The 24,098-nt window shown below is 72.3% G+C and carries 22 protein-coding genes; 7 read left to right on the top strand and 15 right to left on the bottom strand.

Annotated elements, in window-relative coordinates; genetic code table 11:
• Positions 1-155: 155 nt before the first annotated feature.
• Both ACGFIO_RS18825 and ACGFIO_RS18820 read left to right on the top strand, forming a co-directional pair.
• Complete coding sequence (locus ACGFIO_RS18825) at positions 156-4,829, top strand: DUF6531 domain-containing protein (RefSeq protein ID WP_392827535.1); 4,674 nt, start codon at positions 156-158, stop codon at positions 4,827-4,829.
• A gap of 73 nt (positions 4,830-4,902) precedes the next feature.
• Positions 4,903-5,835 (top strand): hypothetical protein, encoded by a 933-nt coding sequence (locus ACGFIO_RS18820; RefSeq protein WP_392827534.1) that lies wholly within the window; start codon positions 4,903-4,905, stop codon positions 5,833-5,835.
• Between the two features lie 206 nt (positions 5,836-6,041).
• Here ACGFIO_RS18820 and ACGFIO_RS18815 read toward each other — a convergent pair whose 3' ends face one another.
• The gene (locus tag ACGFIO_RS18815; protein ID WP_392827533.1) at positions 6,042-7,007 is read right to left on the bottom strand and encodes a GlxA family transcriptional regulator; all 966 of its coding nucleotides are present in this window, start codon (positions 7,005-7,007) and stop codon (positions 6,042-6,044) included.
• Between the two features lie 52 nt (positions 7,008-7,059).
• Between ACGFIO_RS18815 and ACGFIO_RS18810 the strand changes: the two genes are divergently transcribed.
• A complete protein-coding gene (locus ACGFIO_RS18810) occupies positions 7,060-7,434 on the top strand; it encodes a cupin domain-containing protein (protein ID WP_392827532.1) in 375 nt (124 codons plus the stop codon).
• Between the two features lie 53 nt (positions 7,435-7,487).
• On the opposite strand, the gene ACGFIO_RS18805 is transcribed toward ACGFIO_RS18810, so the two are convergent.
• From ACGFIO_RS18805 to ACGFIO_RS18795, 3 genes are all read right to left on the bottom strand, one after another.
• On the bottom strand, positions 7,488-8,228 hold the full coding sequence (locus ACGFIO_RS18805) for an AraC family transcriptional regulator (RefSeq protein ID WP_392827531.1): 741 nt from the start codon (positions 8,226-8,228) through the stop codon (positions 7,488-7,490).
• A 310-nt stretch (positions 8,229-8,538) separates the two neighbouring features.
• Positions 8,539-9,453 (bottom strand): serine/threonine protein phosphatase, encoded by a 915-nt coding sequence (locus ACGFIO_RS18800; RefSeq protein ID WP_392827530.1) that lies wholly within the window; start codon positions 9,451-9,453, stop codon positions 8,539-8,541.
• 122 nt (positions 9,454-9,575) lie between these two features.
• Positions 9,576-11,213 carry a serine/threonine-protein kinase gene (locus ACGFIO_RS18795; RefSeq protein ID WP_392827529.1) on the bottom strand — a complete coding sequence of 546 codons (1,638 nt, stop codon included), beginning with the start codon at positions 11,211-11,213 and terminating at the stop codon, positions 9,576-9,578.
• On the opposite strand from ACGFIO_RS18795, the gene ACGFIO_RS18790 reads away from it, so the two are divergent.
• Complete coding sequence (locus ACGFIO_RS18790) at positions 11,212-12,000, top strand: methyltransferase domain-containing protein (protein WP_392827528.1); 789 nt, start codon at positions 11,212-11,214, stop codon at positions 11,998-12,000. The genes ACGFIO_RS18795 and ACGFIO_RS18790 overlap by 2 nt on opposite strands.
• A gap of 9 nt (positions 12,001-12,009) precedes the next feature.
• A complete protein-coding gene (locus tag ACGFIO_RS18785) occupies positions 12,010-12,696 on the top strand; it encodes a copper resistance protein CopC (RefSeq protein WP_392827527.1) in 687 nt (228 codons plus the stop codon).
• A 15-nt stretch (positions 12,697-12,711) separates the two neighbouring features.
• Here the strand turns inward: ACGFIO_RS18785 and ACGFIO_RS18780 are convergent, their stop codons facing one another.
• Both ACGFIO_RS18780 and ACGFIO_RS18775 read right to left on the bottom strand, forming a co-directional pair.
• The gene (locus ACGFIO_RS18780) at positions 12,712-13,131 is read right to left on the bottom strand and encodes a MarR family winged helix-turn-helix transcriptional regulator (protein WP_392827526.1); all 420 of its coding nucleotides are present in this window, start codon (positions 13,129-13,131) and stop codon (positions 12,712-12,714) included.
• Between the two features lie 48 nt (positions 13,132-13,179).
• The gene (locus ACGFIO_RS18775; RefSeq protein WP_392827525.1) at positions 13,180-14,277 is read right to left on the bottom strand and encodes a zinc-binding alcohol dehydrogenase family protein; all 1,098 of its coding nucleotides are present in this window, start codon (positions 14,275-14,277) and stop codon (positions 13,180-13,182) included.
• Between the two features lie 83 nt (positions 14,278-14,360).
• Between ACGFIO_RS18775 and ACGFIO_RS18770 the strand changes: the two genes are divergently transcribed.
• On the top strand, positions 14,361-14,936 hold the full coding sequence (locus tag ACGFIO_RS18770) for a TetR/AcrR family transcriptional regulator (RefSeq protein WP_392827524.1): 576 nt from the start codon (positions 14,361-14,363) through the stop codon (positions 14,934-14,936).
• A 44-nt stretch (positions 14,937-14,980) separates the two neighbouring features.
• Here the strand turns inward: ACGFIO_RS18770 and ACGFIO_RS18765 are convergent, their stop codons facing one another.
• The 9 genes from ACGFIO_RS18765 to ACGFIO_RS18725 all read right to left on the bottom strand — a co-directional run bounded on the left by ACGFIO_RS18765 (position 14,981) and on the right by ACGFIO_RS18725 (position 22,746).
• Entirely contained in the window at positions 14,981-15,772 is a 792-nt protein-coding gene (locus tag ACGFIO_RS18765) for a helix-turn-helix domain-containing protein (protein WP_392827523.1), read from the bottom strand.
• A gap of 12 nt (positions 15,773-15,784) precedes the next feature.
• The gene (locus ACGFIO_RS18760; protein ID WP_392827522.1) at positions 15,785-16,171 is read right to left on the bottom strand and encodes a nuclear transport factor 2 family protein; all 387 of its coding nucleotides are present in this window, start codon (positions 16,169-16,171) and stop codon (positions 15,785-15,787) included.
• A 56-nt stretch (positions 16,172-16,227) separates the two neighbouring features.
• Positions 16,228-16,542 carry a hypothetical protein gene (locus ACGFIO_RS18755; protein ID WP_392827521.1) on the bottom strand — a complete coding sequence of 105 codons (315 nt, stop codon included), beginning with the start codon at positions 16,540-16,542 and terminating at the stop codon, positions 16,228-16,230.
• A 47-nt stretch (positions 16,543-16,589) separates the two neighbouring features.
• On the bottom strand, positions 16,590-17,765 hold the full coding sequence (locus tag ACGFIO_RS18750; RefSeq protein ID WP_392827520.1) for a VWA-like domain-containing protein: 1,176 nt from the start codon (positions 17,763-17,765) through the stop codon (positions 16,590-16,592).
• Complete coding sequence (locus ACGFIO_RS18745; RefSeq protein ID WP_392827519.1) at positions 17,762-18,919, bottom strand: AAA family ATPase; 1,158 nt, start codon at positions 18,917-18,919, stop codon at positions 17,762-17,764. Before ACGFIO_RS18745 ends, ACGFIO_RS18750 begins: the two co-directional genes overlap by 4 nt.
• A 5-nt stretch (positions 18,920-18,924) precedes the next feature.
• On the bottom strand, positions 18,925-20,088 hold the full coding sequence (locus ACGFIO_RS18740; RefSeq protein WP_392827518.1) for a hypothetical protein: 1,164 nt from the start codon (positions 20,086-20,088) through the stop codon (positions 18,925-18,927).
• A 73-nt stretch (positions 20,089-20,161) separates the two neighbouring features.
• Positions 20,162-20,860, bottom strand: coding sequence for a DivIVA domain-containing protein (locus tag ACGFIO_RS18735; RefSeq protein ID WP_392827517.1), 699 nt, complete (start codon positions 20,858-20,860; stop codon positions 20,162-20,164).
• Between the two features lie 9 nt (positions 20,861-20,869).
• On the bottom strand, positions 20,870-21,508 hold the full coding sequence (locus ACGFIO_RS18730; protein ID WP_392827516.1) for a LuxR C-terminal-related transcriptional regulator: 639 nt from the start codon (positions 21,506-21,508) through the stop codon (positions 20,870-20,872).
• Positions 21,481-22,746 carry a sensor histidine kinase gene (locus tag ACGFIO_RS18725; protein WP_392827515.1) on the bottom strand — a complete coding sequence of 422 codons (1,266 nt, stop codon included), beginning with the start codon at positions 22,744-22,746 and terminating at the stop codon, positions 21,481-21,483. The genes ACGFIO_RS18730 and ACGFIO_RS18725 overlap by 28 nt, the downstream gene beginning before the upstream one ends.
• A gap of 102 nt (positions 22,747-22,848) precedes the next feature.
• Here ACGFIO_RS18725 and ACGFIO_RS18720 point away from each other — a divergent pair, with 102 nt between their 5' ends.
• The gene (locus ACGFIO_RS18720; protein ID WP_392827514.1) at positions 22,849-23,868 is read left to right on the top strand and encodes a fatty acid desaturase family protein; all 1,020 of its coding nucleotides are present in this window, start codon (positions 22,849-22,851) and stop codon (positions 23,866-23,868) included.
• The last annotated feature ends 230 nt before the right edge of the window (positions 23,869-24,098 follow it).

The following is a 24,098-nucleotide window of genomic DNA, read 5'->3' as shown; positions in this document are numbered from 1 at the left end:
GCGATCTAGGTCTCGCGTCTCTAGCCTCCGTGGACAGTCGGGCCGGAAGGGCCGATTTCACGGACGGTCGAGCAGGCGGGGGAGCCATGAGATCGACGTCAGCCAAACATTCAATCAGCGGGACGGCCCGGTGGGCCGTGGTCACGTTGTCGGTCGTGGCTGTGGTGGCCGCGGCGGTGCCCGCGGTCGCCGCTGAGCCCGTGCTGGTCACCCGGCCGGCCGTGGAGCTGCTGGGCCAGCACCCCGGATTCGGGTTCACCGGGGTTGGCGTCAACACCGCGACCGGCAACTTCACCACCGCGGAGACCGACCTCACGACCTCGTCCGGCTTGCTGACCTGGGGCCGCTGGTACAACTCGCTCAACCCGGCGACCGGGCCGTTCGGCAAGGGCTGGACCGGCGCATTCAGCCAGCATCTGACCCGGGGCGCCGACGGCGCGGTGGCGTTCGCCGACAGTGACGATCGCACTCTCACGTTCGTCCGCGACGAGTCCGGTGCCTATCGTCGGCCGGCCGACCTCGACGCCGACCTGATCGGCGGGCCCGATGAAGGGTGGACGCTGCGCTACCCGGGCGGCCGGGTGCTGATCTTCGCCGCCGACGGCCGACTCGACACGGTTGCCGCGGAGGGTGAGCGACTCTCCCTCGCGTACGCCGACGGCCGGTTGGCCACCGCGACGCACTCGACGGGCGGGAAACTGACGTTCTCCTACGACGAGGATGGGCTGCTCACGACCGCCGCGTCCAGCGACGGCCGTACGGTGACCTACACCTACGCCGGCGGCGCGCTGGCCTCGGTCAAGGTGCCCGGCGAGGCGACCGTGGCCTATGAGACGACGGGGGACGGGTTGCTCGGGTCGGTCGTCGACCCGGACGGTATCGCCTCGCTGACCAACACCTATGACCGCGACGGCCGAGTGACCGCGCAGGCTTACGGCTCAGGTGGCGCCCTCACGGTCGCCTACGACCTGACCGCCGGCACCACGTCCGCCACGGTCGAGGGGTCGGCGGGTGCGGTGGTCTATCGCCATGATTCGGCCGGGCGGCTGGTCGCGGCGGCCGACCCGAACGGCGAGACGGTCACGTCGGCGTACGACCAGGCCGGCCGGCTGGTCGAGGTGAACGCCCCCGGTACGGCACGAACCACGCTGGCGTACGACGCCCGCGGCAACGTGCTGCGGCGCGCCCAGGGCGACAGCGTCGCCGGGTACACCTATGACGGCAGCGACCGGTTGACCAGCGCGACCGACGCGGCCGGGGGAGTGACCCGCTACGCGTACGACGGTGACAGCACGGTGCCGAGCGCGGTGACCGGCCCGTCCGGCGAGGTGACTCGCTCGACGGTGCGCGACGGCCTGGTGACGGCCAGCGTGGACGCGGCCGGCGGTGAGAGCACGTATGCCTACGACGGTGAGCGCCGCATGATCGCCGCCACCGACCAGGCCGGCCGGGTCGTCCGGTACGCCTACGATCAGGCGGGACGGCGGACCCAGGTGACCAGCCCGTCCGGCGTCGTGCAGAAGTACGGCTACGACGGTGCGGGCCGGTTGACCTCGTCCACCGATCCGTCGGGAGCGGTCACGGCGTACGCCTACTCGGCCGCCGGCCGCCTGCTGCGCACGACCGATCCGCTGGGCGCGGTGACCACCAACCAGTACGACCGGTCGGGCAACCTCACCGCCACTGTCGACCCCCTCGATCGCCGTACGGTTCACGCCTACGACGGCGACGGCCGGCTCACGAAGTCGACCGACCTGGTCGGGGCCGATACCACCTACACATACGATCCGCTGGGCCGGATCAGCACGGTCACCGACCCGGCCGGCGCGGTGACCCGGTACTCCTATGACGCGGCCGGCCACCCCACCGAGGTCAGCGACCCGGCCGGCACCAAGGTGACCGGCTACGACGAGCGCGGCAACGTGACACGGCTGACCGACGCGACCGGTGCCGTCACCAGCTACGAGTACAACGGGCTGGACCAGCTGGTGGCGACGGTGGACGCGCTCGGCAACCGTACGGTCACCGCCTACGACGCGGCGGGCCGGATCGTCGCGCTGACCGACGCGCTCGGTGCCGTGACCAAGTACGAGTACGACGTGCTCGGGCGGCGTACGGCCGAGATCGGCCCGCTCGGCGCGACCACGCGCTTCGGCTACGACGCGGTCGGCAACCTGATCAAGAAGACGTTGCCCAACGGCGGGGTTTACCACTACACCTACGACCAGGACGGCCGGAAGACCTCGGAACGTACGCCGGCCGGACTGCTCACGTCGTACGCCTACGACGCCGCGGGCAACCTGATCAGGACCACCGATCCGCGGGGCGGGGCGACCGCGTACGCCTACGACGCGGCCCACCGCAGGACCGGGCGGACCAATCCGTCCGGCGCCCACCGCGGCTGGACCTACGACAAGGCCGGCCAGGTACTGTCCACTGTCGATGCCGCCGGGGGAGTCACCGCGTACGGATACGACGCGGGTGGCCGGCTGACCACGATGACCGACGCCAAGAACGCGGTCACCAGGTACGGATACGACAATGCCGGGCACCAGACCGAGGTGACCGACCCCTTGGGGCGCACGACCCGGCAGCAGTACGACGCGGCCGGTAACCTCATCAGGATCACCGACCCTGCCGGGCGGGTGGTCGCCATGAAGTACAACAGCAACGCGCTGCTCACCGAGCGGACCGCCGCCGATGGCACGTCGGTAACCTACGCGTACGATGCCCTCGGCCGTCGTACCGCGATGACCGACAGCACCGGCACCACCGCGTACACCTACGACAAGGTCGGCCGCCTGCTCACCACCACCGGGCCCGACAAGGCCGTCGTCACCTCGGCGTTCGACCGGGCCGGGCGGCGTACGTCGCTCACCTATCCCGACGGGCTCAAGGTGCGCTACACCTACGACGCTAACGGCTGGCTCACCGGGATCGCCGATCCGAAGGCGGGAGACGTCAAGTACAAGCTCGACCCCGACGGCCGTACCCTGACCGAGGACCTGCCGGGCAAGCAGTCGCGCACCTACCGCTACGCCGGCGGGCTGCTCGCCGCTTACCAGGAGAATGTGAGCCACTGGCGGTCGTTCGACACCACGATCGACCGTGACGCGGACGGCCGGATCGTCGGATACACCGACCCGGCTCCGGGTCACCGGATCACCTACGAGTACGACGTCCGCGGCCAGCTGGTCCGGGTCAAGGGCAGGCAGAGTAAGCACGACATCCTGACCGCGACCTACGACGCGGTGGGCAACCGGACCAGCGTCACCGAGAACGGGCGCGTCACCGACTACACCTACGACGCGGCCGATGAGCTGATCGCGGCCGGCCCCGGCGGCAAGGACCTGACCGGCCACGGCGACCAACACGTGACCTACAGGTACGACCCGGCCGGCCGGCTGGTCGAGAAGTCGTCCAAGCACGACGTGCTGACGCTGACCTACGACGGATTGGGGCGGGCCGTCGCGATCACCCGTGGCGCCGGCAGGGCATCCCGTACGAGCACCGCAACCTACGACGGCAACGGTCTGCTGGTCAGGTGGACCGACGACGCCAGGAAATCGACCGGCGCGCACGCCGTCACCTACCGCTGGACCGGCGGGGAGGGCCAGACCCCGCAGATCCTCACCCAGGGCGGGCGGGACGAGGCCGACTTCGTCTACGGGGTGGGCCGGGTATTCGCCGACACCAGGAAGGACTCGGCCACGTTCTCGGCCGACGCCCTCGGCTCGGCGATCCGCACCTCCGACACGGCGGCGTGGACGCAAGCTGACCACTATGACGTCTTCGGTGACGCGGAGGGAAGCTCGGCCGGCGATCCCGGGTTCGGCTATCGCGGGGAGCTGGCGCTCGACGGCGAGCTCACCTACCTGCGGGCCCGGCTCTACGATACCGACGACGCCCGGTTCACCGCCCGCGACCCGCTCACCACGATGATCGGGCAGAGCGACACAGCCAGCCCCTACGCGTACGCCGAGAACAGCCCGCTGAACTTCACCGACCCGAGCGGCAAGGTTTCGATCGGGGGCCTGATCAGCGGGGTCATCGCCGGTCTGATCGGAGGGATGGCCCGGCTGGTCAGCGACAATTGTCCGCCGGTGATCGACTCGATCGAGGCGCACAACAAGTGCTTCCAGGGCAGCCTGGTCAGTGTTCGGGGCAACATCCCGCAGGACTGCCTGGACGCGCGCTTCCACTGCCTGAACGACCTGTGGAACAAGGAACCGCGGGCGGAGCGGGAGAAGGCGGCCCAGGCGTTCACGCTCAACGAGTTGAACAAGCGGCGTGAGGGCGGTTTTCAGCGCTTCCTCGACAACAACCTGGGCTGGGGCACCTCGGTCAGCGACGCCGTCGACTGGGAGGTCAAGGCGCCCCGGCTAAACGACAATTTCCCGCCGCGGATCCAGTGGGGCTACGACCCCGACCCGTTCAAGGTCGACATCGTGACCGACGAGCGGAACGCGTTTGAGGTCAAGGACTACAAGGACCGGGCCAAGGTGGAGGCCCAGCTGGGCGGCTACATCTTCCAGGCCTGGAACCACCACATCAACATGGTGCGCGGCAGCGAGCTGATGGGCTGGGCCAACTCGTTCCTGGTGCTGGACAGCTGGGACGATTACTTCATCGGCGGCGACGAGGTGATTGTCTGGGGCGCGGAGGAGGCCGCCGGGCACGTCTACTTCGCCAAGGAGGACCAGGCCCCGGCCGGTGTGAAGGCCAAGGCCGAGCGTAGGCGGGACACGCACGACGAGGCCCACCAGACGTGCATCATCTGCGTTCCCGCGATACCGATCATTCCGCTGGTGCCGGTGCCGGCGGTCTGACCACGAGGGTTGTTCCGCCGGTGCCCCGGATGTCTGGGTGCCGGCGGTTCCACCTGCCGGCAGAGGAGGACGGTTGGCGGTCACGATCCTGCCCGAGGTGGGCGTCGCGCTGCGCACCGATCAGGGCGTTTCGCTCATGGTGCGGTCCGGCGACCCCGACGTCGCCGCGGCGATGGCCGGCGTCCGGGACGAGCTGGGCCGCCTCACCGCCGGCGGCGAACGTGTCGCCTACCTGTCGCCGGTGATCGCCCTGCCGGGGGCGTACCTGCTGGTGGTCGACTTCGGTTCGCTGCCGGCCGAGCCCGTCCTGACCGTCCCGTCGCTGCTCGGCGGGTGGCTGCGGGACGGCGGGGTCGACGACGCCGAGGTCGGTTTGGGGCGGCCGGGCCGGTTGGGCGAGTTGGAGGGTTACGGGCCGGCGGCGCGAGCCTACCTGCGTGGTGGAAGCGCCGTACCCGTCGACCCGGTCCTGGACTGGCTGGGCGACGGGGACCTGACTCTGCTCGTGTACGGGGTGGAGGCACACGTACCGGCCGGGGAGGTCCGGCCTGCGGTGGACCGCATTCCGGCCGACCGCACGCTGGTGTCCGGTGACCCCGGGGTCTCGCTCCGGGCGGCCACCCTGGCCGGGCCGGTCTCGGCGATCGGTGCGGACGCCGCCGCGCTCGTGGCGGCCGGTCGCGACGCGGCCCCGGTCGAGGTGGCGGCTCAGATGCGGGCCATGCGCGAGGTGCTGCGGCGACACACCGGGGCGCTCGACCGGGCCGGCGTCCTCGCCGAGCCGCACACCCGGCGGGTGCTGTTCCCCGGCACGGGCGACGGCGCGATCGGACCAGCCTGGTGGCAATATTTCTCCGCTGGCGCGATCCGGCGGCGGGGCGGCGTGCCGGACGGCGCGACCACCCGGCCGGACGGCGGCGTGGAGCTGACAGTGGGCGTCCCGGAACAGTGGCTTCCGGGCCATCCGGACGGTCCGGCGGTCCGAGCCGCCGCGGCCGGCCGTTGAAGTGGGCTCGGCCGGGTGCGCCGCTCGATTCACCATCCGCCACTGAGATCGCGCGCGGCGGGAAACGACGGGGCGGCCGTCGCGTCATGGGATCGGTCCGATCCCACCCGGCCGCACCGGATCGTCGATGCGTTGCGTGGCGCGCCGGGCGAACTGGGACCGGGCGATCGCATTGCCGGCGAGGGCCGGTGCGGGAGACGCCGGGATCAGCGGGGGGTCGCTCCGAACTGGCGGCGGTACTCGGTGGGGGTCAGGCCGGTCTCGCGGCGTAGCAGGGTGCGCAGGTTGGTCGCCGTGCCGAGGCCGCTGCGGCGGGCGACCACATCCAGCCGGGGCTCGCCCCGTTCGAGGATGCGGCAGGCCAGGGCCACCCGCTCGCCGGTCAGCCAGGCCAGCGGGGTCGTGCCCAGCTCGGCCCGGAAGCGCCGGTGCAGCGTCGCCGGGCTCACCGCCACGCGGGCGGCCAGGTCGGCGATCGTCAGCGGGCGGTCGAGGTGCTCCTGGGCCCAGGCCAGCAAGGGGGCCAGCGAGTCGTCGGGGATGCGGGGGATCGGGCGCTCGATGAACTGGCGCTGGCCGCCGTCGCGGTGGGCGAAGACCAGGCGGCGGCTGACCGCGTTGGCGATCTCGGCGCCGTGGTCGCGCCGCACCACGTGCAGGCCCAGGTCGAGGGCGGCAGCACTGCCCGCCGCGGTCAGGATGTCACCGTCGTCGACGAACAGAACATCGGTCTCCAGGTGTACGCGCGGAAAGCGTTCCTTGAACCGATCGGCCCACTGCCAGTGCGCGGTGGCCCGCCGCCCGTCGAGCACCCCGGCCTCGGCCAGCGTGAACGCCCCGCTGCAGAGGCCGATCAGCCGGGCGCCGCGGGCGTGGGCGCGGCGGATCGCGTCGAGGACGGCGGGGCGCCGCGGGACCTCGATGTCGGGGCGGTTGGGGACGATGACCGTGTCCGCCTCGTCGACCGCGTCGAGCGGGGCGACCCGGGTCAGGCTGAAGAAGCCGTCGCGCATCCGGGTGGTGCGGGTGGCCGCGCAGAGGCGGAGGTCGTACAGGTCGCGGTCGAGTTCGGGGCGGTGCAGCCCGAAGACCTCGGTGACGCAGCCGAGCTCGAACGGGTTGGAGCCGGCGTCGACCAGGGCCACCACGCGGTGCGAGGATTCTTGCGTCATTCGCGATTCCTAGCACTCACGGCGTACCCGCGAAAGGCCTCACGATGAGAGCGTGACCGAACCGATTTCCCTGACCACAGCCCTGGCCTCCTTCTCCGACCGGTGGAGCCCGCGCATCGTGACCCGCGTCAACGACCACGACATCCGCGTCGCCAAGGTGCGCGGCGAGCACATCTGGCACACGCACGACGACGCCGACGAGTTCTTCCTGGTGCTCGACGGCGAGTTGACGATCGCCCTGCGCGACCGCACGGTGGAATTGCGGCGAGGCGACGTCTTCACGGTGCCCCGCGGCGTCGAGCACAAGCCGTCGTCCGAAGGCGGCGCGTCGATCCTGATGGTGGAGCCGACCGGCACCCTCACCGTCGGCGACCGGCACGAAGACGTGCCCGACCACATCGACGCGACGATCGGGCACGCCCTGTAGTACGGGCCGGATCAGTTCACGCCGGCTGACGAGGCCGGTGTGGCGGAACTGCTTCAGCCCAGGGTGGCCTGGTATCGGCCGGGCGTCTGGCCGACGACCTCGGTGAACGCGTCGATGAAGCTGGACGGGTTGGACCATCCGCAGGCCATCGCGGTGTCGGTGACCGACCGGCCGCCGGTGAGGTGGATCAGCGCGTGGTGGATCCGGAGGATGGTGCGCCAGCGGTGGAAGCTCATCCCGAGCTCGGACCGGAACAGGCGGCTGAGCGTACGCTCGCTCGCCCCGGCGGTCCGGCCGAGCTCGGCCAGCGTCGCCGAGCCGCCCGGGTCGGCGTGCATGAGCTCGGTGACCGCCCGTAGCCGGTCGTCGCGGGGTTCGGGCAGGTGCAGCGACTGCTCGGGGGTCTCGGCGAGCTCGTCGACGACGACGGCGAGGAGGCGTTCGTACGCCGCGGGGCTCCTTTCCTGGTCGAGCAGGGCCAGCAGCGCCTCGCGCAGCAGCGGGCCGACCGTGAACACGCTCGGACGCGGGACCAGGGCGGCGCACAGCTCGACCGGGATCGCGACCAGGCGCACGTCGGTGCGCCCGTAGAAGCGGTGCGAGTGCTCGAAACCCGGCGGCGTCCAGGTCACCCGGTTGGCCGGCGCGACCCAGGTGCCGTGGGCGGTGGTCGTGGCCAGGGCCCCGGCGGCCGCGTAGACGAGCTGACCGTGCGCGTGCGAGTGCCCGTCGAGCCGGAAGCCGTGCGGGAGCCAGCCCTTGACGCTGGGAGTCTGCTCCAGCGACGCGGGCATTGGCCATGGCTGGCGAGTTCCCGGCATGACGTAACAGGCTATCCGACCATCCGCCCGGCCCGGACGCCCTCGGCGCTACCACCCCACAGACAAAGTGGTAGCCCAGGGCGGTGGATGGGGCTGGGGCGACCACTGGGGTCGGGCCGGCGAGCGGTAGCTCGGGGCGGTGGATGGGCCCTGGGCGGCGCCCGGGGCTACCACTGGGGTTAGGACGAGGCGGTTAGCGGGGTTCGGAAGATCTCACTGACCGTCAGATACGCCGAGGAAGCACCGGCCGACGCGAAGAACAGCACCACACACCAGCAGGCGGTCATGCCTGGTACGGCGCCCGGCGATCGGACTCCAGCCGGCGCCAGAAGGCCAGCGTCCGCCGCGCGGGCTCCTCGTTGCCGGCGACGCCGGGGAGGCCGTGCCGGGTCAGCCAGTGGTTGAGATGCCCGCGGACGTAGTCGACGTCGTAGTCGCGGTGCCGATCGAGGAAGGCGCGCTCGTCGGCCTCGAGGTCGAAGCCCTCGTGCAGCGCCAGCCCGAAGTCGGCGAAGTAGACCCGGTGCCCGTCGGTCAGCAGGTTGTCGAAGTGCGCGTCGAGGTGCAGCAGACCGCGCGACCGCAGGAACCCGGCGCCCGTCCGCAGTTCCGCGTCGGCCCACTCCGGGGCGGGATGATCACTTAGCCAAAGATCCATGGTGTACGGGAGAAGCTCGAGAAACAGCGTCACGACGGCGGGCGCCCCGGCCAGCGCCTCCAGCCGGAGCCGGATCGCCGGGTCGTGGTGCCAGTGCGCGGCCCAGTGCTCCACGTCCACCGGCGGCGGCTCGTGCGGAAGGACACGTGAGTGGTACATGACCGGGAATCCGGGATACGTGCCGTCCAGCACCCAGCCGGTGGTCATGGTGTGCACGGCCAGCTCGCGCCACGCCCCGAACCCGGCCGACCCGATGCCGTAGTGGTAGTTCATCGGCAGCCCGAAGAGGTTGGCCGTCGACCCGGGGTGGTCGAGCTCCAGCCCGGTCACCGGCACACTCTTGACGAAGACCGGCGTCCCGCCGACCGTGACCGTGCCGGTGTGCCCGCCGACCCCGCGTTTCCGCCCGGCCGCCGTGGCCGCCAGCGCCTCGATCTCCACGTCACTCATCCCCGCGAGCACCGCCGAGATCCGGTCGTAGCTCAGCGCGGTGTTCGGGCCCCGGATACCGCTCAGGGCTGTCGCTTTCGGGTTTGGCACGCCGTCGACCCTAGGGCGTCACGGTGGCCCGACGGGACCGCACTCCTTGACCACCGCGCTGAGGCTCGGCCCGTCGACGTACTCGACGACCAGGTACGGCCGCCGTTGTCCCCGGTAGGGAGTCAGTGGTGCGGGCGCGGCGGGAACGGGAAGCGCGGCGGCGGGAAGTGCGGCCGGCGCGGGGCGTGCGCCTTGGCGCGCTTCTTCACCGGCTGGCTCTTCTTGGCGGTGTGCGCCTTCCGCGGCTGCGCCTTCTTCGCCGCCGACGTCGTGGTCTTCGCGGTCTGGTACGTCACCGGGCCCAGCACCGAGAGATCCGACCGGCAGGTGACATCGTTCAGGGTGAAGTTCTCGGGCATGACCGCCGCCTCGCCCCGGCCGGCGTGGACCGTGGTCACGACCGCCTGGCCCGGCGCCAGGGCCGGGCCGTTCGCCCGGATCGTGTCGCCGGTCTGCTTCCAGGTCAGGCCGTCGCCCGCGGCCGGCCGCTGGTCGCCGGGCAGCCGGAAGGCCAGGGTCCAGGCGCTGATCGCGGTCGGGGCGGTGTTGGTCACGGTCAGGGTCGCCGTCGAGTCGCCCGACGCCCGTACCCGCATCGCATAGGAGACATGGCAGGCCACCGGGGCCGGGCCGGCCACGGCCGCCGGTTGTTCCTGGGCGGCGGCGGGCCAGCACAACCAGCCCACGGCGAACGCGGCCACCAGTACGACACCGCCGGCGGCGACCCGGTGCCGGGTGGGGGCGGCCAGGATCCGCCGGCTCAGCGACGGGCGCGTCGCCGGCTCGGTCGGCACGTCCGCCGGGCTCGGCCGTGGGCCGTCCTCCAGGCCGGGGAGCAGGGTCAGCGGCGGGAGGCCGGCGGCCGTGCGCAGGACCCGGGCGGCGGTCACCGCGGGCGGGCGGTCCGACGGGGCCTTCGCCAGGCAGCGGCGGACCAGGTCGGCCACCTCGCTGGGCAGACCGGGCACGGCGGGCAGCGCGGCCGGGTCGCGGTAGCGGTGGGCGATCAGCATCTGCGTGGTGGTCGACGCGTTCCACGGCAGGCGCCCGGCCAGCATCATGTAGACCAGCAGGCCGAGGGCGTACACGTCGGTCGCGGGCCGGACCATCCCGTTGGTCAGCCGTTCCGGCGCGAGATAGGCCGGCGTGCCGAACAGCTGCTCGGTGACCGTGTCGCTCTCGCCGACCGCGGCCGAGATGCCGAAATCGACCAGCTTGACACCGCCCGAGGCGACCATCACGTTCGCGGGCTTCACGTCGCGGTGCACCACGCCACGGTCGTGTGCGGCCGCCAGCGCGGCCGCGACCTGCGCGCCGATCAGCATGGCCAGGCGCCACGGCAGCGGGCCGGCGCTGAGCAGGGCGCTGAGCGAGCGGCCCTCGACCAGTTCCATGACCACGTACGGCACGGGCACGCCGTTGACCTCGGTCTCGCCGTAGTCATAGACCTCGACGACATTCTCGTGGCGCAGCGCGGCGGCGGCGCGGGCCTCCGCGTACAGGCGCTTGAGGGAAGCCGGGTCGGCCGACACGCCGGCCGACATCACCTTGACCGCCACCTCACGGCCGAGCAGGACATCTTCCGCCCGCCAGACCACGGACATGCCGCCGCTGCCGAGCGGCTCACGCAGTCGGTATCGATCCCCGATCGTCCGCCCAGGCTCCACGGTCGACGGTTGCCCCGGGCCGCCCGTCCCCAAACCACTGTCATTCCGGGCAGCCGCCGAACCATCGGTGCCGGCCCCCGTCAGGGTGGGCATGGTCTCCTTCGACAGCCAGGAACAACCGCAGTACCTGCGCGACTACCTCGCCGCCGCGGCCGGCTCGACCGGCGTCCGGAATATCCGCGCCGCCGGCCTGGCCCGGTGGGAGGTGCCGTGGACCGGGCGGCTGCTCGACGCCGGCTGCGGCAACGGCGAGGTCGCCCGGGAGCTGGCCGGCCTCATGCCGGACGCCGAGGTGACGGCGGTCGACTTCTCGGCCGACGCGATCGCCGAGGCGACCCGGGGGCACGACGGGAGCCGGGTCAAGTACGAGGTCGGCGACCTGCTCGATCTGCCGTACGAGGACGGCGCCTTCGACGGCGTACGCACCGAGCGCGTCGTTCAGCACGTCGCCGACGCCGACCGGGCCATCGCCGAGCTGACCCGGGTCCTGCGCCCCGGCGGCCGGATGTGCATGATCGACACCGACTGGGACTCGCTGCTGGTCGACGGCTCGCCCGAGGGGTTCAACGACCGGGCCCGGACCCTGGTCAACGTGCTGAACGCGAGCCGTCCGCCGCACTCGATGGCCTCCGGTCGTGCGCTGCGCCGCCGCATGCACCAGGCCGGCCTCACCGACCTCCGGGCCGAGCCGTTCGCCGGCGTCCACACCGACCTGGACCAGGCCCGCCAGGTGTTGCCGCTGTACCGGGACTCGCCGATGACCGCGGCGATCGGCCCGGCCTTCGATGACCTGATGGACGACGTCGAGGCGGCTGCCGCCGACGGCACGTTCCTGCTGACGCTGACCATGTGGGTGGTGGTGGGAACGCGGGCCCGCTAGCCTGCGGCGATGGGCCGCATCGACGTTCGTCGTCTCCTCGCGATCATGCTCGTCGGCGTTGTGGCCGGTTCGGCCGCGGCGCCGGCGCCCGCCCTGGCCCACGGCACGCTGGTGACCAGCACGCCGGCCCAGGGCAGCACGGTGGCCGAGCGGATCGAGGCGGTCACGCTGACCTTCACGGAAAAGCCGCAGACGTACGCGTACTTCACTGTCACCGCGCCGACCGGCGTACGCGTCGACAGTGGATGGTCCAACGGCGAGCCGCGGCGCCTGGCCAAGCCGGTCCAGGAGTACCAGCTCAAGGACGGCACGTGGCAGCCGCTCCGCTACGACATGGGTTTCCCGGTCAAGGTGGCCGTGTCGCACTGGCCGGCGCCCGGCGCGTACGTGGTGACCTATCACAACGTGGCCTCGGACGGCGACGCGGTGAAGGGCGAGTTGCGCTTCACCTACCACGGCGCGGTCACGCCGCCACCGCCCGGCTGGCAGGCCCCCGTCGACCAGCCGAAGCCGGAGTTGCTGGCCGCGGCCGGTAACGTCCGCCCCGCGGCCGCCGCCGAGCCGTCGCCGCAGCCCCGGAGCGCGGCGGCGGCCCCGGGCGACCGAGGCGTCTGGGTCTGGCTCGTGCCCCTGCTGCTGCTCGTGGCGGCGGCCCTGTGCGCCGTTCTGGTCGTACCCCAGCTCCGCCGCCGATAGCCGTTCCTTCCGGCGCTACGCGTTGTCGATCGCCTTGGCGAGCAGAGCGTGCAGCTGTTCCTGCTCCTCGAGCGTCAACCCGGCCAGGGGTGAATGCTTCATCACGGTGCTGAGCAGCCGTTCGCGCACGTCCTCACCGGCCTTGGTCAGGACCAGCGTGCGAACGCGGCCGTCGCGCGGGTGCGGGCGCCGCTCGGCCAGGCCGCGTTGCTCGAGTTTGCCGCTCAGCAGGGTGACGTTCGACGGGTCGCAGTGCAGCAGGCCGGCGATCTTGCGCAGCGGAAGCGGATCGGCGTCCGGTCGCAGCAGCCAGAGGACGTTGGCCAGTGGCGCGGTCAGGTCGAGCCGGTCCAGGCCGTCCTGCATGCGACCCGAGATCTGCCCGGCCAGCGCCATGGTCTGGTGCAGCAACGACGCTGCCAGTTCCTCGGACATCGGACCACTTTAACTTGACTTTCTTCAGGACAATCTCATCCATGGCGTCTAGAGGCTAACCACCAGCTTGGTGGCCGAGACACCCTCGCGCTGCTGGTCCATCGCGTGCTGCAGGTCGGCCAGGGAGTCACCGACGACCGTGGCCGGGGGTGCGATGCGGTAGCGGCCCTCGGCCAGCGCGGCCGGCAGGAAGTCCCGGAAGATGGCCGGGCCGACCTCGTTCTTACGCAGGCCGGCACCGTTCACGAACTTCGTCCGTACGCCGTGGCGCCGGGCCGACAGCTGCAGCCCGGCCATGCCGCCGGCCATTCCGGTGATGGTGCGCCCGAGTGAGAACCCCTTCTCGAACGTGACCGGCGCGGTGGCGGTGGTGACGAACCGGTTGCCCCGGGCGGCGCCGGCGATCCGGATACAGGCCGGTCCCGACCCCGGGCCGATCGCGAGCGCCCCGGCCAGGGTGCGGCCGCGGAAGGCGTCGACGATGTCCGCCTCGGCCGTCGGGCTGCGGTAGTCGAACACCTGACCGGCGCCGAGTTCCTTGAGCGGGCCGGCGTTGCGGGGCGAGGCGGTGGTGATCACGTCGTACCCGGCGGCCGCCGCGAGCTGGATGGCGTTGCTGCCCACGCTGGTCGAGCCGCCCCAGATCAGCACGGTTTCGCCGGTCAGCGCGGGCCGGGCCGCGGGCAGCCGCAGATGGATCTGGCTCGGCTGGAACAGCGCGCTGGCCGCGGTGGCCAGGGCAAGCGGCAGGACGGCGGCGTCGGTGTGGGACAGGTCGTCCGGGATCGGGCTGGCCAGCATCTCGGAGGTGGCGGTGTAGTGCTGGAACGCGCCCTGGGCGGCGCTGTTGATGTCGCGTTCGACGCCCACGGTCAGGGCCAGCACCCGGTCGCCGGGCCGGAACCGGGTGACCGCGGAACCGACCTCGACCACCTCGCCGGCGACGTCGGTGCCGAGCACGAACGGGTACTTCAGCCAGCTGTAGGCCACCCGCCCGGCGACCTGGATGACCCAGTCGAGCGGGTTGACGGCCACGGCGCGGTTGCGGATCACGATCTGGTCCGGGCCGGGCGTGGGGTACGGGGCCGGGCCCACCTCGAGCGGACGGTTGCGGGCGGGGATCCAGGCGGCGGTGTTGGTCGGCATGGCTGCTCCTCAGTGATTGCACTTGGTGCAGTCCGAGTGTGGCACTCTATTGCACCAAGTGCAATAGGAGTAGATTCGGAGGCATGGCCCGCTGGCAACCGGACGCACGCGGCCGCCTCCAGCAGGCGGCCCTGGACCTGTTCCGCGAGCGCGGGTACGCCGAGGTGACAGTGACCGAGATCGCCGACCGGGCCGGGCTGACCAAGCGCACCTTCTTCAACCACTTCGCCGACAAGCGCGAGGTCTTCTTCGCCAACGCGCAGGCGTTCGAGGCCAGCGTGCTGACCCACCTGGCCGGCGCCGACCCGGCCCTGAACGCCATCGACGCGACGGTCGAAGCCCTGACCCGCTGCGGACTGGAGCTGGCCGAGCTGAGCACCGCCGACGAGGCGCGGGCCCGGTTCAGCCTCATCGCGTCGACACCGGAACTGCGGGAACGCGACCTGATCAAGACGGCCGGCCTGATCGCCGCGATGATCGAGGCCCTTGGGCGGCGCGGCGTCCCGCCCCGGGCCGCCGGTTTCGCGGTGCGGGCGGGCATCGCCGTCTTCAACGCCGCCATCGCCGACTGGCTGGCCGAGCCCACCGCCGCGTTCCCCGACCTGATGCGAAAGGTGCTGGCCGAGCTGCGCGACGCTGTCGCCGCGCCGGTCTCATGAGGCCGGCCCGGCCGCGGGCGCGCCGGACGGGGTAGCGCGCCCGGTCAGCTCGCGCCGCGGGCGGTGTAGACGACGACGCGCAGGTCACCCGGGTTCAGCGTCAGGACGTCCAGGTCCAGGTAGAGGTGGCCGTGGTCCGGGCTCGGCACCCGCAGCCGATCCGCGTGTCCGGCCCGGGCCGGCGGCGCGTCCCACAGCTGGGCGAACTCGGCGCTCCGGGCCCGCAGGTCGGCGATCATCGAGGACAGCTCGGCGTCGGCCGGGTAGCGATGGGCCGCCTCGCGCAGTTCGGCCACGACGGTGGCGCGGAACCCGTCCAGCCGTTCCGGGGCCTCGAAAACCGAGGGGCCGGCGTCGGTGAACGCCCGCCACACCACGTTGCGCCCGCGTCCCGCCTCCGGCACCGAGCACACCTCGGCGTGCCAGAGCTTGTTCGCCGCCAGCACCGTCCACGTCGCGTCGCAGACGCAGACCGCGACCTCGGTCAGCCGGTCCAGCATCCGGCGGGCGGTCTCGGTGATCTCGCGGGGGACCAGGCCGTCCGGCTCCGGGGCGGCGGCGAACCCGGCCAGCATGCGCAGCCGGTCGTGTTCGGGCGAGGTCAGCCGCAGGGCCCGGGCGAGCGCGTCGACCACGTCCGGTGACGGCCGCCGCCGGCCCTGCTCCAGCCGCTTCAGATGCTCCTCGGAGACACCGGCGATGCCGGCCAGCTCGTCGCGCCGCAGGCCGGGCACACGCCGCACGGCGGGTAGCGACGCACGCAGCCCGGCCTCACCGGGAGTGAGCCGGTGGCGCAGAGTCCGCAGTGTCGTACCGAAGTCGTCGTCCCGCCGCACGGCCCCATCATGTCAGTCCCGGGCGAGTCGCGGCCCGCCCGGAACCGCGGCGCCGGCCGCGTCGATCGGCTCCATGTAGAACCGCGACCGCCGGATCAGGCCGTCACGGACCGTGATGATGATGACGCCCTTCAGATCCTGCCCGGCCGCCTCGGTGTAGTGCCACTCACCCCACACGTCGTCGCCGGCCTCGACCGCGTGAGTCATCGCCACCGTGATCTCCGGCGACAGCTTGAAGATCATCTCCCAGTTCCGTCGCACCTGCTCGGGCCCGCGGAAGTCCCGGCCCGGATGCGCCGGCCACTCACCCGAGAAGTCCGGGCCGAAAAGGGCCGCCACATCGTCGAGATCGTGCCTGTTCAACGCGCCGATCAGGCGCTCCACCACAGCCTTGGTCATGGATCAGAACGCTAGTCAGGCCCCGATGCTCCGGCCGGGGCCAACTTGTACCAGCCTCAGGGCTGCGCCGGGAAGTCGGCGGGCGCCCACGGCATGCTGCTCGGCTGGACCGCGGGCGTGTCGCGACGCTCGGCGGTGGCGAAGCCGGACGACCGGTAATTTTCCCGCGGCCAGCCACCGGCCTGGTGGAAGAGGTCCAGGGCGGTCCGGGCGACCTCGTCCAGCGCCGCCTTGGCCTCGACCTCGATCGTCGCGCCGGGCGTCTCGATCCGGACCTTGGTGGTGTGCGAGACCGGCACCTCCGCCGCCACCGCGACGGCGGTCACGGGGGTCGGTGCGGCGCCGTCCTGCTCAGCCTCGTCTTCGCTCACCGCTTCATCGTGCCCGACCGCCCCGGTGGCGGTACAGGCGTGATTTTTCAACCGATCTTCACCACCCGGGCCCAGTCCGGCGGGTGCTCCTCGGCCGGCCGGGGAAACAGCCCGACCACCGTGCGGCAGGGCGGGCGGGACGACGGCCAGGGCGTCTGCCCGTCGGTCAGCGCCACCACCACGTCCGGCCGCGGCTTGGACCGGATCGCCTGGTCGAAGCCCTCGCGCAGGTCGGTTCCGCCGCCTCCGATCAGGGGGATGTCCTCGGCCCGGCACAACGGGTAGGCGACACCGGCGGCCGCGTCGCAGGAGATCACCGAGACCAGGTCGCGACGGCCGCCGACCGCCCGGGTGATCGCCGCGACCTCCAGCAGGGCGCTGCCCAGTTCCGCGTCGCTGACCGAACCCGAGGTGTCGATGACGACGCAGACCCGGGGCGGGGTGCGGCGCAGGCTGGGCAGCACGACGCGGGGGAGGGCGGTGGCACGGCGGGCCGGTCGCCCGTACGAGTAATCGCCGCCGGCCCCGGCCGTGGCCGCCGCCCGCACGGCCGAGCCGAGCAGCTCACGCCACGGCCGCGGCGGATGGAAAACCTCCTCGGCCCAGCGCTTCCAGGTGTCCGGCACGGCGCCGGGCCGGCCGGTCAGGCCACGCGCGACCCGGAACCGCACCGCATCGCGCTCCTCCCGGCTCAGCCCGTGCCCGCCGTCCGGGCCGAGATCCCACGGGCGGCTCCGGCCGTCGGCGCCGCTGCCGCAGTCCAGCCAGGCCACCCGGTCGCCGAGCGCGCTCAGCCGGAACTCCCCGAGGTACTCCTCCATCAGCAGGCCCGGGGCCAGCCGCAGGTCGGCCGGGCGGATGGCGCCGTCCGGGACCGGTAGCCCGTCGCCGTACACGTCGTCGTTGATCTCCATGTCGGCGGCGACGTTCATCCGCAGACCCTCGCCCGGCCCGGCCGGCTCGCGCTTGCGGGCGTAGCGCTCGCTGCGGCCGTGATGGTCGCGCAGCAGGTGCGAGACCTCGTGCACCAGGACGCTGGCCAGCTCGGGCATCGGCATGCCGTCCACGAACGACGGCGACACGTAGCAGCGCCAGTGCTCGTCCACAGCCATCGTCGGAACCTGCCGCGACGGCACGAGATTCAGGGCGAAGAGCGCGGTCGCCAGGTACGGGCGCTTCGCCGCCGCGTGCAGCCGGGCGGTGTAGAGCTTGTGGGTGTTCATCGGGCCGCCTCGGCGATGGCGATCGCCCCGGCCAGCCGCTCGATCGCCGCCGGCACCGACCAGTCGTCCCGGCGCAGGGCCGCGAGCGTGGCCGCGGGCGCCACGACCAGGTCCGGCGCGCCGGTGTCGAGGGCGCGGACCAGCACCGCCCACGCCGCGTCCCAGCGGTCCACGGCCGGTTTGCGGCGGACCGCCTCGACCACGCCGTCCAGGACGGCCTGACGCAGGTCGCCGCGCTCGGGCAGGTCGGCGCCGGCCGGGTCGGCCAGCAGCGTCTCCGGGTCGGGCAGGTCCATCCGGTCCAGCGAGGCGAGCAGTTCCAGCCCCGGGCCGTCGCCGACGGTGCCCCGGACCAGCATCGACAGCACCTCGCGGGAGGTGCCGGCGGCGGTGGCGAAGGCGACCAGTCGCAGTGTCATGTCCCAGGTGCGCGGCGACGGCCAGGCGCCACCCCGCCGGGACTCGGCCCCGGGCAGCTTGTGCACCAGCGCCGGGCGGACGGTGAGCAGGCCGCAGACGGCGCGCCGGGCGTACGCCACCGCGTCGGTCAGTCGGTCCGGGTCGAGGCGGGGGAGTGCGGCCCGGGGCCAGGTGCCGCCGAGTCCGCGTACCACCACCTCGGGGTCGAAGGTCCACTGTAGGTGAACGAAACGGTTGGCCAGCGGAGCGCTGAGCTCCCAGCCGTCGGCGGCCGAGGCCTTCGGGTTGGCGGCGGCCACGATGCGTACGCCGTCCGGCAGCCGCAGCGCGCCCACCCGGCGTTCCAGCACCAGGCGCAGCAGCGCGGCCTGCACGGCCGGCGGCGCCGTCGACAGCTCGTCCAGGAAGAGCAGGCCCTTGCCGGCCGAGGCGAGGCGAACGGCCCAGTCCGGCGGGGCCATCGGCACGCCCTGGGTGGCCGGATCGTCGCCGATCACCGGCAGGCCGGCGAAGTCGGACGGCTCGTGCACGCTGGCGATCACGGTGGTCAGCGGCAGGTCGAGCGACGCGGCGAGCTGCCCGATGGCGGCCGTCTTGCCGATCCCTGGCTCGCCCCACAGCAGCACCGGCAGGTCGGCCTGCACGGCCACGGTCAGCGCCTCCAGCTGTGGGTCGACGCGGTCCTCGGTGCCCGTGGCGGTCAGCCGGCGCAGCAGGTCAGAAGCAGTATTCACAGTCATCACCGGGTGTGGGTCGGGCGCGCTCCCTTCACGGGTGGCGGGCAGTGGCGGGCGAGTCCGGTACGGAAGAGGCCATGGTCGATCCGGCGTTCGGCCGCCGCCGCGAGCTCGTCGCGGAGCGGGCCGTCGCGCAGCAGAACGTCCGGGCCGAGGAGGCGTTCGACGGCGGCCAGAGCGCCGGCGGTGTCGCCGTGGTCGAGGCGGGCGCGGATCGCCGGCAGCTCGTCCGGCCGCCGGATCGCCCGGTCGATGGCCCGCAGGCAGGGCATCGGCGGGCCACCCAGGGCGGCGAGCAGCTCCTCGCGGCGCAGCTCGACCGGATCGTGGTCGAGCGGGATCGGCCGGCCGGCGTGCAGCCCGATCCGGTGGGTGGCGCCCCGGCAGGCGACGAGCATCGGCCCGTCGACGGTCCGGTCCGGGGATGTCGCCGGCGCCCCGAACGCCGCCGCCACCAGGGGATGCAGCCGGTCGGCGTCGATCATCCGGGCGCGCCGCAGCTCGACGTCGGGCGGCACCCAGGTGGCGGCATAGGGCAGCAGCGGCACCGACCGTGGCTTGGGACCGCCCCGGCCGTCGAGGTCGAGCACCACGTGGCGGCGGGCCCGCACGGCGACGTACCGCTCACCGCGCCCGTCGGCCCGCAGCATGATCTCCGCCTCGGCCGCCCACCGGTCCTGATCCGGCCGCGGCTGGAGGCCCGGCCGGTGCCGGAACTCGTGCGCGCGCCCGGCGTCCCAGAGATGCCGATGCAGGTCGAGGCGGTACCGCGGGTCGGAACGCCGGGACAGGGTCAGGCTGATCCGCTGGCCGGCCTCGGCCCAGGCCGGCGGCGTACGCGCCACCAGCTGGAGCCCGCCCGGATAGCGGGCCAGGGCGGCCTGGACACCGGGCCGGAGCAGCCCATCCGGGGCCACCCGGGGCAGATGCCAGCGCAACAGATCGGGGGCCAGCCGCCGCAGATCAGCGCGCAGCAGAGGGCGAAGGTCGCGGGCGACAGCCCGCGGATCGAGATCGACATCCACGTGGGCGGCCGCGCAGGCGCCGGCCCAGTCACCCGACTCACGGCGGGCGGTGGCGGTTTCGATCATCGAGGGCGGTACGGCGAACTCACGCACGCGCCGCCAGCACAGCAACCGGGTCTCAGCGTCCGTCCAGGAGAGCATCAGCGCTCACCGGTGCCGAACGAGACCTCCGTTCCTTGCTCGAAGATAATCATCGCCGGAGATCATAGCCGCCTCAGGCTTCGTCGGCCAGATCTTCCGCCGTGCCGTCGAGGTACTGATGTTGGCGGGAGATGTGCTTCTCCAGCGCGGCGCGGTAGCCCTGGGCCAGCTCGGTCAGCTCACCGATCTCGCGCAGCACCTGCTCGCGCCGGGTCTGCAGGCCGGCGATCGCCTCGCCCTGCTTTCGCCGCGCGTCCTGCTCGAGGTCGCCGGCCGCCACCCGCGCCTCGCCGAGCAGATGGTCGGATTTCTCCCGGGCCTCGGCCAGCACCGCGTCGGCCTGCTCGTGAGCCTCGCGCATGTGGTCGTCGGCCGAGCGCTGAGCCATCGCCAGGACCGGCCCGCTGCCACTGCCGCCGCTGTGCCGGCCGGTGTCACCGCGGCCGGCGTCACCCCGAGTCGCCTCGGCCCGGGCCTGGTCGAGCTCGCGGCGCAGGTCACGGGCATGCGCCTCGGCCCGGTCGCAGGCCGAGCGGGCGCGGTCGAGCTCGGCCGCGACAGCGTTCAGCTCGCTCCGGTCGGCGCGCGGCGCGGCCGGCTCCGGCGTGGAACCGGCCCGGCGCTGCAGGAGATCGTTTTCCTCCAGCAGGCTGATCATCTCTTGGCTGATCTCGTCGAGGAGCGTGTCGACCTGCTCCTCGTCGTAGCCACGACGGCCGATGGCGGCCTTCGGGAACTCGACGTGGTGGATGTCGGCGGGAGTCAACGGCACGAATGCACCCTACGCCGCGTCGAGGAACATGAGCACCGCCAGCACCCGGCGATTGTCATCGTCGGACGGCGGCATGCCCAGTTTGGCGAAGATGTTGTTGATGTGTTTGCTGACCACTTTCTCGGTGATGAACAGCCGCGAGGCGATGGCCGCGTTCGACCGTCCCTCGGCGATGTGCCGGAGAACCTCCTGCTCACGGGGTGTGAGCGCGCGGAGCGGTTCGCGCCGGGCCAGCAGCTGCGTGACAACCTCCGGATCGAAGGTCGTACCCCCGCTCGCGACCTGGTGGACCGCCTGCACGAACTGTTCGACGTCAGAGACCCGCTCCTTCAGCAGGTAACCGACGCCACCGTTGCTGTCAGTGAGTAACTCGTGCGCGTACAGCGGCTCGACGTGCTGCGACAGGACCAAGACCGGCAGGCCGGGGATGGCCGCGCGGGCCGCGATGGCCGCCTTCAGCCCCTCGTCGGTGTGGGTCGGCGGCAGCCGTACGTCGATGATGGCGACGTCCGGCCGATGCTCGAGCAGCGCCGGCAGCAGGTCCGGGCCGTTGTCCACGGCCTCGACCACGTCGAAGTCGAACGCCTCGAGCAGACGGGTCAGGCCGTCCCGCAGCAGCGTCAGATCCTCGGCGATGACAACGCGCACGCTAGCTCCATGATGACGATGGTGGGTCCGCCCCGGGGCGAGAAGACGCTCATCGTCCCATCGAACGCGTTCAACCGTCGGGTGATCCCCTGCAGACCGGTACCCCGCCCGGCGTCCGCCCCGCCGACACCGTCGTCGCCGACCTCGACGCTGAGCACCCCACGGTCGTGCCGGACGCTCACCCAGGCCGACCGGGCGCGGCTGTGCCGGCCGATGTTGGTCAGCACCTCGGCCACCGCGAAGTAGACGGCCGACTCGACCGGGGTGTCCAGGCGGCCGGGCAGATGCGAGATCACCTCGGTCGGCACCGGCAGGCTCATCGCCAACGCCTGGACGGCGCCCTCCAGGCCGCGCTCGGCCAGCACCGGCGGGTGGATGCCGCGGACCAGGTGCCGCAGCTCGACCAGCGCCTCGGTGCTGGACGCGCGAGCCTCGGCCAGCAGTTTGAGCGCGGCCGCCGGATCACGCCGGACCAGCCGCTCGGCCAGCCCGATGGTCATGCCGACCGACACCATCCGGGCCTGGGCGCCGTCGTGCAGGTCGCGTTCGATGCGGCGCAGCTCGGCGGCCTGCGCGTCGATGGTGTCGGCCCGGGTCGTGGTCAGGTGGGCGACACGCAGCCGCAGCTCGGCGGCCCGGGTCGGCGCGAGGAAGAGCCGGGCGAACTTGAGCCGGGTGGCGCGCAGCAGCGGGGCCAGGATCAGACCGCCGGCCAGGAACACCAGCCCCTGCGGCAGGGCCAGCCAGGCCTCGAGGTTGTTGGTGGTGGGCCAGAAGACGCCGTAGCCGAACCACGCGCCGCCCAGATGCAGCCAGAGGGGCAGCAGGCCCACGCCGGCCAGGCCGTACACCGGCAGAGCGAGGGTGACCAGACCGAGCACCGCCCCGGCCAGCGCGCCCGGCAGCAGCCACGCGAAGTCCCGCCAGGTCGCCGGGTCGGTGATCACCCATCGCAGCCAGTCGCGAGTGCCACGCTCCATACCCCCCGGCGCCGGGGGATAGGGACGCCGGATGGGTTCACCCGCACGGGTGCCGATGCGGCGTTCGAGGTCGGCGCGCCATCGCACCACCCGGGTGCTGACCGAGAACAGTTCGGCGCCGAGCACCGGCACCGGGCTGAGCACCAGGCCAGCCAGCCAGAAACCGAGGACGAGCACGTTCAGCAGCGCCAGGACGATCGCGAACAGGCCGTCCGCGATGGCGTCGAGGCTCCGGCGTACCCGGGCTCGGTGTGTCATCGAACCATCATGCCGCGCCCGCCTGGGGGTGCTAGCACCCCCTCGGAATCCGGGGGCTCACACTCCAGACCGGGCGTCCGCGAGACCGGATACTCAATGGGCATGACAGCCTCCACGCTCCGGCGGAGCACTACCGGCAGCGACTTCGCGGAACTGAACCGACGGATCAACGCGCTCGACCTGATGCGGCGACGACCGGCCTACTACGTGGTGCGGTTGACCCTGGTGGGCCTGCTGGTGGCCGGCGGCTGGACGGCGTTTTTCCTGGTCGGTGACTCGTGGTGGACGCTGGCGGTGGCCGTGGTCATGGCGGTGGCGTTCGCCCAGCTGGCCCTGGTCGCCCACGACCTGGCCCACCGGCAGGTCTTCCGGACCGCCCGGCCGAGCGCGTTCGCCGGCCGGATCGCCGGCAATCTCGGCGTCGGCATGAGCTACGGCTGGTGGATGGACAAGCACACCCGCCACCACGCCAACCCCAATCACGACGACCTCGACCCCGACGTGGCTCCCGAGGTGCTGATCTGGGCGACCGAGTCGGCGCTGGGCCGGCGTGGGCTGGCCGGCTTCGTCACCCGCCACCAGGCCGGGTTGTTCTTCCCGCTGCTGACCCTGCTCAGCACCGACCTCAAGGTGTCCAGCGTCAAGGCGCTGCGGTCCGGCCGGGTCAAGCAGCCCGCGCTGGAGGCCACGCTGCTGATCGTCCACGCCGTCGCGTACCTCGGCGCGCTCTTCCTGGTCCTGTCGCCGCTGCAGGCGATCGCCTTCCTGCTCGTGCACCAGGCCCTGTTCGGTGTCTACCTGGGCATGACCTTCGCCCCCAACCACAAGGGCATGCCGCACCCCGACGGCACCGAGGACTATCTGCGCAAGCAGGTGCTGACCTCCCGCAACGTCCGGGGCGGCTGGTTCGTCGACGTCGCCCTGGGCGGCCTCAACTACCAGATCGAGCACCACCTGTTCCCCGGCATGCCCAGCCCCAACCTGGGCAAGGCACAGCCCATCGTGCGTGAGTACTGCGCCGAGATCGGCGTGCCCTACGAGCAGACCGGCCTGATCGAGTCCTACCGCCAGGCGCTGCGCCACCTGCACGAGGTCGGCGCCGCTCTCCGCGAGAAGAGCTAGGTGTTCGGCCCGGCAACGCTGACTTGATTGTGTGACAGTTGAAGGCCTCCAACGGTGCGGTGAGCTGACTATGACGCCACTGACCAGGCTTGGGGGCCTTCATCTGTGCACGCTGGGCCCGCCTTCGACCGCGCTCACCTGCGATCGCGAGGCATCCGAGCGACCAGGACGTGCGGGGTCGGAAGGTGGTGCTCGATGGTGGGATCGGGGATGATGGGCGTTCCGCAGTC

Source organism: Actinoplanes sp. NPDC049265 (assembly GCF_043197135.1).
Taxonomy (GTDB): Bacteria; Actinomycetota; Actinomycetes; order Mycobacteriales; family Micromonosporaceae; genus Actinoplanes.
This window is presented reverse-complemented; position numbering and strand designations above follow the sequence as displayed.